Consider the following 12,266-nt stretch of genomic DNA (forward strand, 5'->3'; position numbering starts at 1 on the left):
CTCTTCCGATCTCGCCGGCTCCGGCCGTCGCGGAATCGGCCGCCGCGGCCGAGGCCATCACCCAGGCCGCGCGCGCCGCCCGGCCCGCGGCCCCCGCGCACGCGGACAAGGAATCCACCTCGATCCGCGTGGGCGTCGAAAAGGTCGACCAGGTGATCAATCTGGTGGGCGAACTGGTCATCACGCAGGCCATGCTGGCGCAGACCGCGTCCACGCTGGATCCCGTGCTGCACGACCGCCTGCTCAACGGCATGGAGCAGTTGGAGCGCAATGCCCGCGACCTGCAGGAAGCGGTCATGTCGATCCGCATGATGCCGATGGACTACGTGTTCAGCCGCTTCCCCCGCCTGGTGCGCGACATCGCCAGCAAGATGGGCAAGCAGATCGAACTTCAGACGTACGGCCGCGCGACCGAACTGGACAAGAGCCTGATCGAGCGCATCATCGACCCGCTGACCCACCTGGTGCGCAACAGCCTGGACCACGGCATCGAGACCCCGGAAAAGCGCGTCGCGTCCGGCAAGGACCCGGTCGGGCAACTGGTGCTGTCGGCCCAGCACAATGGCGGCAACATCGTGATCGAGGTCAGCGACGACGGCGCCGGCCTGAACCGCGAGAAAATCCTCAAGAAGGCGATCGCGCAGGGCCTGCCGGTCAACGAAAATTCGCCGGACGACGAAATCTGGCAACTGATCTTCGCGCCGGGCTTCTCCACCGCGGAGAAAGTCACGGACATCTCCGGCCGGGGCGTCGGCATGGACGTGGTGCGCCGGAACATCCAGGACATGGGCGGCCACGTGCAGTTGTCGTGCGAGCCGGGCAACGGCACCACCACGCGCATCGTCCTGCCGCTGACCCTGGCCATCCTGGACGGCATGTCGGTGCGGGTGGGCGAGGAAACCTTCATCCTGCCGCTGAACCACGTGACCGAGTCGCTGCAGCCGACGAACGACCAGATCTACTCGGTCGCGGGCAACGAACGCGTCATGCACGTGCGCGGCGAATACCTGCCGCTGGTCGAGATGCACCGGGTGTTTTCGGTGGGCGAGGCCCAGACCGACCCCACCCAGGCCATCGCCGTTATCATGCAGGCCGAGGACCGGCGCTTCGCGCTGCTGGTGGACCACCTGATCGGGCAGCACCAGGTCGTGGTGAAGAACCTCGAATCGAATTACCGCAAGGTTCCAGGCATCTCCGCCGCCACCATCCTGGGCGACGGCAGCGTGGCCCTGATCGTCGACGTATTTGCGCTTGCGCGCGCCAACCGCGAGCGTTGGTCGCAGCCCGAAGCCATTCTGAATTGATGGAGAAATAAACCTCATGGCAGCCAAACCGCAAGCGCAAGCCGCGCGCAATGAAGATGTCGGCAGCGAATTCCTGGTGTTTACGCTGGGCGACGAAGAATACGGCATCGACATCCTGAAGGTGCAGGAGATCCGCGGCTACGACGCCGACACGGTCACCCGCATCGCCAATGTTCCGCCGTTCATCAAGGGCGTGACGAACCTGCGCGGCATCATCGTGCCGATCGTCGACCTGCGCATCAAGTTCAATCTGGGCCGCGTCGACTACAACGAGCAGACCGTGGTCATCATCCTGAACCTCGACCGCCGCGTGGTCGGCATCGTGGTGGACGGCGTGTCGGACGTGCTCATGCTCAATTCGGGCCAGGTCCGCCCGGCGCCGGAGTTCGGCGCGACGCTGTCCACGGAATACCTGACCGGCCTGGGCACGGTGGATGAGCGCATGCTGATCCTGGTGGATATCGAAAAACTCATGACCAGCGATGAAATGGCGCTGGTGGAGAAGGTCGCCTCCTGATCGGAGCCTGGCCGTATGCGGGGTAGAGGCGCCATATTCGATCCGATGTGGCGCTTTCCTTTAACGATTGCAGTCAAGGAGTGGTGCTTGTGATGCGCAAGTTTTTCGCGAACATGACGATACGCAGCAGCCTGTTGTGGGTGCTGGCGTTTTTCTCATTCATGTTGGTGATCGGGGCGGCGCTTGGCGTCCTGTCCCTGCGCATCAGCAATGGGACCCTGGCGGAGATCAAGCAGTCGCAGGAACTGGACGACGCGGTCGGACGCGTGGTGTCCAGCTATAAGGACACCCTGAATGGCCTGGGCCGAGCGGCCTCGTCCAACTACGCCGATATCGTGCGCAATGTGGGCCAGGCGACCCTGCTGACGCAGGGCCTGTCCGCGGAAGCCACCGGCCTGCTGGAACGCGCGAAGGCGTCCATGAACAAGGGCCAGGCGGAGTTCGAGTACTACAAGACCCTGCCGCGGCCGCAGGAAGCGGCCGAGGCGCTCAAGGAAATCGACGATTCCTACGGCGCGCTGGCGCAGCAGGGCCTGGGGCCGCTGGTCGCCGCCCTGGAAAAGGCCGACATGCCGGCTTTCCAGAAACAGGTCCAGACGGTGCAGGACGCCCTGGAGGGGCGCTTTGCCCGGGCGATCGAAGGCTTCGATTTCTGGCGCGCCAGCAAGATGCTGGACGCCTACGAGGTGGCGCAGGTGCGCTACCAGTTCGTGCTGATTGCTGTCGGAGCGGGCGGCGTGCTCGCCGCGCTGCTGGTGTTCGCCACCTACGTCTTCCTGCGCCGCCGCGTGCTGCTGCCGCTGAAGGAAGCGGGGCATCACTTCGACCGCATCGCCGGCGGCGATCTGACCACCCGCGTGGACGTGCGCAATACCAACGAGATCGGCCAGTTGTTCGCCGCGCTCAAGCGCATGCAGGAAAGCCTGACCCGCACGGTGGCAACGGTGCGCCGCGGCGTGGATGAAATCAACGTGGGCTCCCACGAGATCGCCGCGGGCAACACCGACCTGTCCAGCCGCACGGAACAGCAGGCGGCGTCGCTGGAGGAAACGGCGGCGTCGATGGAAGAGCTGGCCTCGACGGTGAAGCAGAACGCGGACAACGCGCGCCAGGCCAATCAACTGGCGGCCAGCGCGTCGGACGTGGCGGAACGCGGCGGCTCGGCGGTGTCGGAAGTGGTCAACACCATGCAGGAGATCTCGGCCAGCTCGCGCAAGATTTCCGAGATCGTGTCGGTGATCGACGGCATTGCGTTCCAGACGAACATCCTGGCGTTGAACGCGGCGGTGGAAGCGGCGCGGGCGGGCGAGCAGGGCAAGGGCTTCGCGGTGGTGGCGGGCGAAGTGCGTTCGCTGGCGCAGCGCAGCGCACAGGCGGCCAAGGAAATCAAGGGCCTGATCGAGGATTCGGTCACGAAGGTCGGCGCGGGCTCGCAGCAAGTGGAGCGCGCCGGCGCGACGATGCAGGAGATCGTGGCGTCGGTGAAGCGGGTGACGGACATCATGGGCGAGATCTCGGCGGCGTCCGAGGAGCAGTCCAGCGGCATCGACCAGGTCAACCGCGCGGTGTCGCAGATGGACGAAGTGACGCAGCAGAACGCGGCGCTGGTGGAAGAGGCGGCCGCGGCGGCGGGTTCGCTGCAGGAGCAGGCGCAGCGCCTGGCCGAGGCGGTTGCCGTGTTCAAGGTCAACACCGGCGAGGTCATCGAGGTGCCGGCGCATCGCCTGTCTTCCGTGCGTTCCTCCGATGACGACTCACGCTTGCAGGCGCCCGATGCGCTTGCGCTCGGGCACTGAGGGCCGCCGTGGCAACTTCGGCCCATCCGGCGCCGTCCATGTCGGTGGACCGCCAATTCGATTTTCGCGACGCCGATTTTTCGCGCGTGCGCAAGATGATCCATGCGCACGCCGGCATTTCGCTGGGCACGCACAAGCGGGAAATGGTCTACAGCCGGCTCGCGCGGCGCCTGCGCGCCCTGGGCCTGCAGGATTTCGGCAGCTACCTGGACCAGCTCGAGGACGAGCCCGGCGCCGCCGAGTGGGAAGATTTCGTCAATGCGTTGACGACCAACCTGACGGCCTTCTTCCGGGAATCGCATCATTTCCCGATCCTGGCGGATTTCGCCAAGCGGCGCGGCGGCCCGGTGTCGGTGTGGTGCTGCGCGGCGTCCACCGGTGAAGAGCCGTATTCCATCGCCATGACGCTGGTGGAGGCGCTGGGGCCGCGGGCCGGGTCGAGCAGCGTGCTGGCGACGGACATCGACACCAATGTGCTGGCCCGGGCGCGGACCGGGGTCTATCCCGCGGAGCGCGTGGCGAAGATGGAAGACGAGCGCCTGCGGCGCTTCTTCCTGAAGGGGCGGGGCGCCAACGCCGGACAGGTGAGGGTGCGCCCCGAGATCGTGGACATGGTGCGCTACGAGACCCTGAACCTGTTGGCGCCGGCCTGGCCGATCGACGAGAAGTTCGACGTGATCTTCTGTCGCAACGTGATGATTTATTTCGACAAACCCACCCAGGCGAGGATCTTGGAGCGGTTTGTTCCGCTGCTCAAACCCGGCGGACTGCTGTTCGCGGGCCACTCCGAGAACTTCACCTACATCAGCCGCGACTTCCGGCTGCGGGGGCAGACGGTCTACGAATGTGCGGGCAAGGCCTGAACGGGGCAGCAAAGATGAAAAAAATAAGCGTTTTGTGTGTGGACGACTCCGCTCTGGTGCGCGGACTGATGACCGAGATCATCAATAGCCAGCCTGACATGGAAGTGGTCGCGACGGCGCCGGACCCCCTGGTGGCGCGCGAACTGATCAAGCGCCACAATCCGGACGTCCTGACGCTGGATGTGGAAATGCCCCGCATGGACGGGCTCGATTTCCTGGAAAAGCTGATGCGCCTGCGGCCGATGCCGGTCGTGATGGTGTCGTCGCTGACCGAGCGCGGCGGCGAAATCACGCTGCGCGCGCTGGAGCTGGGCGCGATCGACTTCGTGACCAAGCCCAAGCTGGGCATACGCGACGGCCTGCTGGAATACACGGAAATCATCGCGGACAAGATCCGCGCGGCATCGCGCGCCCGGCTGCGCGCGCCCGCGCCGCACGGCACGCCGGCCGCGCCCGCGCCCATGCTGCGCCGGCCGCTGTCCAGTTCGGAAAAACTGGTGATCGTCGGGGCGTCCACGGGCGGCACCGAGGCCATCCGCGAAGTGCTGCAGCCGCTGCCGCCCGACAGCCCGGCCATCCTGATCACGCAGCACATGCCCGCTGGCTTCACCCGCTCCTTCGCGCAACGGCTGGATGCGCTGTGCGCGGTGACCGTCCGCGAGGCCGTGCATGGCGACCGCGTGCTGCCGGGCCACGTGTACCTGGCGCCGGGCGGCGACACGCACATGCGGCTGGGCCGCAGCGGCGCCAACTACGTGATCGAGCTGGAGGCCAGCGAGCCCGTGAACCGCCACCGCCCGTCGGTGGACGTCCTGTTCAATTCCGCGGCGGTCGCCGCCGGCAAGAACGCCATCGGCGTCATCCTGACCGGCATGGGCAAGGACGGCGCCGCGGGTATGCTGGCCATGCATCGCGCCGGGGCGCACACGATCGCGCAGGACGAGGCCAGTTGCGTGGTGTTCGGCATGCCCCGCGAGGCGATCGCCATCGGCGCCGCGGATGAAGTGGTTTCGTTGTCCGCGATGAGCGAACGCATTCTGACTCGCCTGGGCGACCGTGGCCACCGCGTTTGACGCGGGCGCACGATCGTTCCCAAGCACATTTTTTCTGGAGTAGAAATGGTAGACAAGGGCATAAAGATTCTGGTGGTGGATGATTTCCCCACCATGCGGCGGATCATCCGCAACCTGCTAAAGGAGCTGGGTTTCGAGAACGTGGATGAAGCCGAAGACGGCGCGATCGGGCTGGAAAAACTGCGCAACGGCGGTTTCCAGTTCGTCGTGTCCGACTGGAACATGCCTAATCTCGACGGCCTTGAAATGCTCAAGCAGATCCGTGCCGATGCCTCGCTGGCGTCGCTGCCGGTCCTGATGGTGACGGCCGAGGCCAAGAAGGAAAACATCGTCGCGGCGGCCCAGGCCGGCGCCAACGGTTACGTGGTCAAGCCTTTCACCGCGGCGACGCTGGAAGAGAAGCTCACCAAGATCTTCGAGAAAATTGCCGGCTGAGGTGTGCAATGAGCACGACGGAAAATGTTGACCCGGCTGAGTCCCCCGACCTGATCCACCGCATTGCGTCGCTGACGCGCATGTTGCGCGACAGCATGCGCGAACTTGGCCTGGACCAGGCGATCAAGGACGCGGCCACCGCCATCCCCGACGCCCGCGACCGTCTGCGCTACGTGGCGCAGATGACCGAGCAGGCCGCCAACCGCGTGCTGAACGCGACCGAGCAGGCCGGCCCGATCCAGGACCAGTTGTCGCGTTCGGCGCAGTCGCTGGATACGCGCTGGCAGCAATGGTACGACCAGCCGCTGGAACTGCCCGAGGCGCGCGAACTGGTGAAGGATACCCGCGCGTACCTGCAGGAAGTGCCGAAGCAGGCGCAACAGACGCAGTCGCACTTGATGGAAATCATCATGGCGCAGGATTTCCAGGACCTGACGGGCCAGGTCATCATGCGCATGATGGACGTGGTCGGCGCGATCGAGCGCGAGCTGCTGCAGGTGCTGCTGGACAACGTGCCGCAGGAGCGCCGCGAGGAGGCCAACAGCCTGCTCAACGGGCCGCAGATCAGCCCTCAGGGCAAGGCCGACGTGGTCACCAGCCAGGACCAGGTCGACGACCTGCTGGCCAGCCTGGGGTTCTAGGCCGCGCGGGCGGCGCCGGCGGACCTGCCCTCCGGCGGTGCGCGCCGCCGCGCTTCATGACGTATTCCCTAAGGGCGCGATCCGCGCCCGGCCGATAGACTTCCCGCCATAAGAATCGGGGCCTCGCAGCATGAAACAGGCGCCACGCGCGCCAGGCAACGGATGCCCATAGAAGGCGATCCGGGCCAGCACAAGGAGGTTCATCTTGGCCAGATCCGTATTCCGCCTGGGCGGCATGTGGGCATTGTTGCGCCGGCTAAACCGGGGCGACGCCATGCTGTCGGAACGCACCCTGTCGATCAGTCCGGCCGTTTGGCCGCTATACCGGTTCCTGGGGCAGATCCGCCGCCGGATCGTGACCGTGCGGCAGTCCAGCATCGAAATCGCGCTGAACGCGGCGCGCACCCAGTACCAGGCGGGACGCTGCGCGCAACTGGCGCAGGAGCAGGCGCGCGCGGCGCAGGCCCTGGCCGCGAGCGGCACGCAGATCGCGGCGCTGTCGGCGTCCACGTCCACCCACGCGCGCGAAATCTCCGAGGTATCCGGACACAACCTGCAGGCGGCGGAGCAGGCGCTGGCGGAGCTGTCCGAGGTCAAGCAGCGCGTCGACCGCATGACCCGCGAGATGAGCGCCTTCACCGACGTGGTGGGCCAATTGACCGCGCGCGCCCGTTCGGTCGGCGACATCAGCAAGCTGATCAAGGAGATCGCCTTGCAGACGCAGTTGCTGGCGCTGAACGCGGGCGTGGAGGCCGCCAGGGCAGGGGATGCCGGGCGGGGTTTCGCGGTGGTGGCGAGCGAGGTCGGAAGGCTGGCCGAGCGCGTCAATTCGGCCACCAGCGACATCGCCAGGCACAGCGGGGAAATGCTGGAGCTGGTCGATAGCACCCAGCGGCAGACCGGCAGCCTGCGCGACGACGTCGATGCCTCGGGCCAGGTCCTGGACCGGACGTGTTCCGATTTCCAGCGTTTCGTGGACGATTTCGGCAGCATGAACCGCCAGGTGTCCGAAGTGGTGCAGGCGATCGGCGAGGTCGACGCCACCAACCACGGCATGAGCGAGGAAGTGGGCCGGATCGCCGCGCTGAGCGCGGACGTGTTGCAGCGCATGGGCAGCATGTCCGGCGAAATCGACCGCATCCGCCGCCAGACCGAAAGCGTGCAGGAAGTGCTGGCGGACATGCGCACCGGCAATACCGCCTTCGACGGCCTGTCCGACGCGCTCGAGGCTTTCCGGGACGCGGCCGCCGGCCTGCTGGAAGCGGCCAGGAAGGGCGGGACGGACGTGTTCGACCGCCATTACCGGCGCATCCCGGGCAGCGAGCCGCCGCGCTACCACACCGCCTACGACCGCCAGATCGAGGAACCCTTGACCCGGTTGCTGGACCGGGTGCTGGAGTCCGTGCCCGGCGGCATCTACACGATCCTGGTGGACAACCGGGGCTACGCGCCGGCGCACAACAGCCGCTACTCGCACGCGCCCACCGGAGACCCCGAGCAGGACATCGTCCGGGTGCGGCACAAGCGCATCTTCGACGACCCGGTGGGCTCCCGGCTGGCCGCCAACACCGGCGCGATGCTGTTCCAGACGTACTCGCGCGACACGGGTGAAATCGTCAATGACATATCTATCCCGGTTTATTTAGGGCCGGAGCACTGGGGCGCCGTGCGGATCGGCCTGGATTACGGACGCTTCCAGGCGGCGCTGGAGGGGCGGGAGGCCGGCCACCGGGCGGTTCCGGCGGCCGGCTGACGCGGCCGGCGGGGCCGGGTCCCGGGGCGTTCCCGGCCGGGCGGCGCGGGCGGGTCCGGGACGCAGCCCGGAATAGCGCCGCTTTCCCCCCGCTTCTTGGCTTATCGCCAAGGCCCCAGGCCTCCTAGAATCTCGGCGGGCAGCTCGTAATCCCAGAATCCGCGAGCCGCAACGACACCGCAGAGCATGGCCGAAGAAAGCGACCTCGAAAAGACCGAAGCCGCCTCTCCCAGGCGCCTGGAAAAGGCGCGCGAGGAGGGGCAGATTGCGCGTTCCCGGGAACTGGGCACGTTCATGATGCTGGCCGCGGGCGTCGGGGCGGTCTGGGTGGGCGGCAGCTCGCTCTACCGGTCCCTGAGCGGCGTGCTGCGCAACAGCCTGGGGTTCGACCAGCGCATCGTCGCCGATCCCGGCGTGATGGTCGAACGGGCGGTCGACGGCTTCGGCCAGATCCTGCTGACGCTGCTGCCGATTTTCGGGTTGCTCGCGGTGGTCGCGATCCTGTCCAGCGTGCTGCTGGGTGGCATCGTCATCTCGGGCAAGCCCTTGCAGTTCAATTTTTCCAAGCTCAGCCCGCTGTCCGGGCTGAAGCGGATGTTCTCGTCGCAGACCGTGGTGGAGCTGATCAAGGCGCTGGCCAAGGCCGCGCTGGTGGGCGGCGTGGCCGTCTGGGTGATCTGGAGCTACCACGACGACATGCTGGGCCTGATGCACGTGGCGCCGTCGGCCGCGCTCATCAAGGCGCTGACGCTGGTGGCGATGTGCTGCGCCTTCATTGTGGCGTCCCTGCTGATCATCGTGATGCTGGACGTGCCGTGGCAGATCTGGAGCCACCTGAAGAAACTGCGCATGTCCAAGGAAGACGTCCGCCAGGAGCACAAGGAAAGCGAAGGGGACCCCCACGTGAAGGCGCGCATCCGGCAGCAGCAGCGCCAGGCGGCGCGGCGGCGCATGATGTCGGAAGTGCCCAGGGCGGACGTCGTGGTGACCAACCCGACCCATTACGCCGTGGCGTTGAAGTACGACGAGGACAAGCACGGGGCGCCGCGGGTGCTGGCCAAGGGCACCGGCCTGATCGCGGCCAAGATCCGCGAACTCGCGGCCGAGCACCGCATCCCCACATTGGAGGCGCCGCCGCTGGCTCGCGCCTTGCATCAACACGTCGAGCTGGGGCAGGAAATCCCGGCCGAGCTATACACCGCGGTGGCAGAAGTGCTGGCGTGGGTCTTCCAGTTGCGTTCCTGGCGATCGGGATGGGGGGCCGAGCCGGTGGCCCCGACCCGCCTGGCCGTGCCCGCCGAACTGGACCCGCAGGCCAACACCGCAGCACAAGGAGTTTGAGGAATGAGCGCTTTGCTCACCATGTTGAAGAGTGGCGGCGCCACGCACGCGCGGCTGCTGGCGGGCCCGATCCTGATCGTGATGGTGCTGGGCATGATGGTGCTGCCCCTGCCCACGTTCCTGCTGGACCTGCTGTTCACCTTCAACATCGCGTTGTCCGTGATGATCCTGCTGGTGGCCATGTTCACGCGCAAGCCGCTGGACTTCGCCGCCTTCCCGGCCGTCCTGCTGTTCGCCACGCTGCTGCGCCTGTCGCTGAACGTCGCGTCCACCCGCGTGGTGCTGCTCCATGGCCACACCGGCCCGGACGCGGCGGGCAAGGTGATCGAGGCCTTCGGCCACTTCCTGGTGGGCGGCAACTTCGCCGTGGGGATCATCGTGTTCGTGATCCTGACCATCATCAACTTCATCGTCATCACCAAGGGCGCGGGCCGTATCGCGGAAGTGGGCGCGCGGTTCACGCTGGACGCCATGCCCGGCAAGCAGATGGCGATCGACGCGGACCTGAACGCGGGCCTGATCGGCGAAGACGAGGCGCGCAAGCGCCGCGCGGAAGTGGCGCAGGAATCCGACTTCTTCGGGTCCATGGACGGCGCCAGCAAGTTCGTGCGCGGCGACGCCATCGCCGGCCTGCTGATCATGGCGATCAACATCATCGGCGGTCTGATCGTGGGCGTGGCCCAGCACGATATGTCGATGAGCGATTCGGCGCGCGTCTATACGCTGCTGACCATCGGCGACGGCCTGGTCGCCCAGATTCCCGCCCTGGTGATCTCCACCGCCGCCGGCGTGGTCGTGTCGCGCGTGTCGACCGACCAGGACATCGGCCAGCAGATCATCAGCCAGTTGTTCTCCAATCCGAGCGTGCTGTTCCTGACCGCCGCCATCATCGGCATCATGGGGCTGATCCCCAACATGCCGCACGTCGCCTTCCTGACCCTGGCCGGCGCGCTGGCCTGGGGCGGCTGGCTGCTGTACAAGCGGAGGACCGCCGCCGCGGCGGCGGCCGCGGAGGTGCCCCCGCAGGCGATCACCCAGGCGCAGGCCGCCGCGGCCGAGGCCAGTTGGGACGACGTTTCCATGGTGGACCAGTTGGGGCTGGAAGTGGGCTATCGCCTGATTCCGCTGGTGGACCATGCCCAGAACGGCGAGCTGCTGCACCGCATCCGCAGCCTGCGCAAGAAGTTCGCGCAGGACGTGGGCTTTCTGCCGCCGGTGGTGCACATCCGCGACAACCTGGAACTCAAGCCCAACGACTACCGCATCCTGCTGTCCGGCGTGGAAGTGGGCCATGGCGTGGCGATGCCCGGCCAGTGGCTGGCGATCGACCCGGGCGGCGTGACCATGCAGATCAAGGGCACGCCCACCACCGATCCGGCGTTCGGCCTGCCGGCGCTGTGGATCGACGGAAGCCTGCGCGACCAGGCGCAGGTGGCGGGCTACACCGTGGTGGACGCCGGCACGGTCGTGGCGACGCACTTGAACCACCTGATGCACCGCCACGGCTCGAACCTGCTGGGCCGCCAGGAAGTGCAGCAGTTGCTGGACCGCATCGGCCGCGACGCGCCCAAGCTGGTCGAGGACCTGGTGCCCAAGACGCTCTCGCTCACGGCGCTGCAAAAGGTGTTGCAGGGCCTGTTGTCGGAAGAGGTGCCGATACGCGACATGCGCACCATCATCGACACCCTGTCCGAGCATGGTCCGCGCCTGGCGGCGCTGGCCGCCGGTTCGGGCAGCCAGCCCGACATCAACGAGCTGATCGCGCTGACCCGCCGCTCGCTGGGCCGCGCCATCACGCAGCAATGGTTCCCGGGCGAGGGCGAGTTGCGCGTCATCGGCCTGGACGTGAAGCTGGAGCGCGTGCTGTCGCAGGCCATGACGACCAGCGGCGGCCTGGAGCCGGGGCTGGCCGATACGCTGCTGCGCGAAACGCAGGCGGCCGTCGAGCGGCAGGAGTCGCAGGGCAATGCGCCGGTGCTCCTGGTGTCGCCGGTGCTGCGCGCGCCGCTGTCGCGCTTCCTGCGGCACCACTTGCCGCAACTGGGCGTCTTGTCGAATACGGAAATACCCGATGAGCGCATGGTCCGCGTGACCGCGCTGATCGGCGGAGGCAATGGGGCATGAAGATAAGCCGTTTCTTTGGGATCAACAGCCGTGAAGTGATGCGGCAGGTGCGCCAGGTCCTGGGGCCGGACGCGCTGATCGTCTCGAACCGCAGCGTCGACGGCGGCGTGGAGGTGCTGGCCACCGTCGAGGGCGCTTTCGACGACGCGCCCGGGCAGACGCCGCCGCGCGAAGCGCTCGCGCAGCCCCGTCCTTCCGAGGCGCGCCCGTCCCCGGCGCCGGCCATGCCGGCCATGCCCGCGGCGCCCGTCGCGGCCTTGCCCCCGGCGGCGGGCTATATGACGCCCGCGCGCTCCATCGCGGCCTACCAGTCCGCTTACGCCGCGCCTGTGCAGGCCGAGACCGAGATCGAGGCGCCGGCCGCGCCCCTGCGCGCGGAGCCGCCGGCCATCGTTCCCGCGGCGCCGCAGCCGGCGGCG

General features: G+C 67.3%; 10 protein-coding genes and 1 pseudogene. All 11 read left to right on the forward strand.

All coding sequences use genetic code 11. From position 1 onward, the window contains the following. Nucleotides 1-1,304, forward strand: a 1,304-nt coding sequence (locus AVE30378_RS31755) for a chemotaxis protein CheW (RefSeq protein WP_244235200.1), incomplete at its 5' end; no start/stop codon positions are given. Nucleotides 1,305-1,320: 16 nt separating this feature from the next. Next, nucleotides 1,321-1,821, forward strand: coding sequence for a chemotaxis protein CheW (cheW, locus tag AVE30378_RS31760; protein ID WP_129247084.1), 501 nt, complete (start codon nt 1,321-1,323; stop codon nt 1,819-1,821). A 92-nt stretch (nt 1,822-1,913) separates the two neighbouring features. Then, complete coding sequence (locus tag AVE30378_RS31765) at nt 1,914-3,617, forward strand: methyl-accepting chemotaxis protein (RefSeq protein WP_129247086.1); 1,704 nt, start codon at nt 1,914-1,916, stop codon at nt 3,615-3,617. A gap of 38 nt (nt 3,618-3,655) precedes the next feature. Further along, nucleotides 3,656-4,480 (forward strand): CheR family methyltransferase, encoded by an 825-nt coding sequence (locus AVE30378_RS31770; protein ID WP_129247099.1) that lies wholly within the window; start codon nt 3,656-3,658, stop codon nt 4,478-4,480. Nucleotides 4,481-4,494: 14 nt separating this feature from the next. Continuing rightward, nucleotides 4,495-5,553 (forward strand): protein-glutamate methylesterase/protein-glutamine glutaminase, encoded by a 1,059-nt coding sequence (locus AVE30378_RS31775; protein WP_129247088.1) that lies wholly within the window; start codon nt 4,495-4,497, stop codon nt 5,551-5,553. Between the two features lie 45 nt (nt 5,554-5,598). Then, complete coding sequence (cheY, locus tag AVE30378_RS31780; protein WP_006219033.1) at nt 5,599-5,988, forward strand: chemotaxis response regulator CheY; 390 nt, start codon at nt 5,599-5,601, stop codon at nt 5,986-5,988. An 8-nt stretch (nt 5,989-5,996) separates the two neighbouring features. Continuing rightward, on the forward strand, nt 5,997-6,629 hold the full coding sequence (cheZ, locus tag AVE30378_RS31785; RefSeq protein WP_129247091.1) for a protein phosphatase CheZ: 633 nt from the start codon (nt 5,997-5,999) through the stop codon (nt 6,627-6,629). A 205-nt stretch (nt 6,630-6,834) separates the two neighbouring features. Further along, the gene (locus AVE30378_RS33045; protein WP_279636218.1) at nt 6,835-8,382 is read left to right on the forward strand and encodes a methyl-accepting chemotaxis protein; all 1,548 of its coding nucleotides are present in this window, start codon (nt 6,835-6,837) and stop codon (nt 8,380-8,382) included. Nucleotides 8,383-8,568: 186 nt separating this feature from the next. Further along, nucleotides 8,569-9,723 (forward strand): flagellar biosynthesis protein FlhB, encoded by a 1,155-nt coding sequence (gene flhB, locus AVE30378_RS31795; RefSeq protein WP_129247093.1) that lies wholly within the window; start codon nt 8,569-8,571, stop codon nt 9,721-9,723. Nucleotides 9,724-9,726: 3 nt separating this feature from the next. After that, the gene (gene flhA, locus AVE30378_RS31800) at nt 9,727-11,847 is read left to right on the forward strand and encodes a flagellar biosynthesis protein FlhA (RefSeq protein ID WP_129247095.1); all 2,121 of its coding nucleotides are present in this window, start codon (nt 9,727-9,729) and stop codon (nt 11,845-11,847) included. Continuing rightward, a pseudogene (locus AVE30378_RS31805) lies at nt 11,844-12,266 on the forward strand (flagellar biosynthesis protein FlhF); the annotation flags it as partial. The gene flhA and the pseudogene AVE30378_RS31805, both read left to right, overlap by 4 nt.

The organism is Achromobacter veterisilvae, assembly GCF_900496975.1.
In the GTDB taxonomy this organism is placed as follows: Bacteria; Pseudomonadota; Gammaproteobacteria; order Burkholderiales; family Burkholderiaceae_B; genus Achromobacter; species Achromobacter veterisilvae.

Bases quoted from the DNA above. Each gene is read 5' to 3' on its own strand.
- flhA (WP_129247095.1), top strand. From the start codon at position 9,727: ATGAGCGCTTTGCTCACCATGTTGAAGAGTGGCGGCGCCACGCACGCG.
- AVE30378_RS31765 (WP_129247086.1), top strand. From the start codon at position 1,914: ATGCGCAAGTTTTTCGCGAACATGACGATACGCAGCAGCCTGTTGTGG.
- cheW (WP_129247084.1), top strand. From the start codon at position 1,321: ATGGCAGCCAAACCGCAAGCGCAAGCCGCGCGCAATGAAGATGTCGGC.
- AVE30378_RS31770 (WP_129247099.1), top strand. From the start codon at position 3,656: ATGTCGGTGGACCGCCAATTCGATTTTCGCGACGCCGATTTTTCGCGC.
- AVE30378_RS31775 (WP_129247088.1), top strand. From the start codon at position 4,495: ATGAAAAAAATAAGCGTTTTGTGTGTGGACGACTCCGCTCTGGTGCGC.
- cheZ (WP_129247091.1), top strand. From the start codon at position 5,997: ATGAGCACGACGGAAAATGTTGACCCGGCTGAGTCCCCCGACCTGATC.
- cheY (WP_006219033.1), top strand. From the start codon at position 5,599: ATGGTAGACAAGGGCATAAAGATTCTGGTGGTGGATGATTTCCCCACC.
- flhB (WP_129247093.1), top strand. From the start codon at position 8,569: ATGGCCGAAGAAAGCGACCTCGAAAAGACCGAAGCCGCCTCTCCCAGG.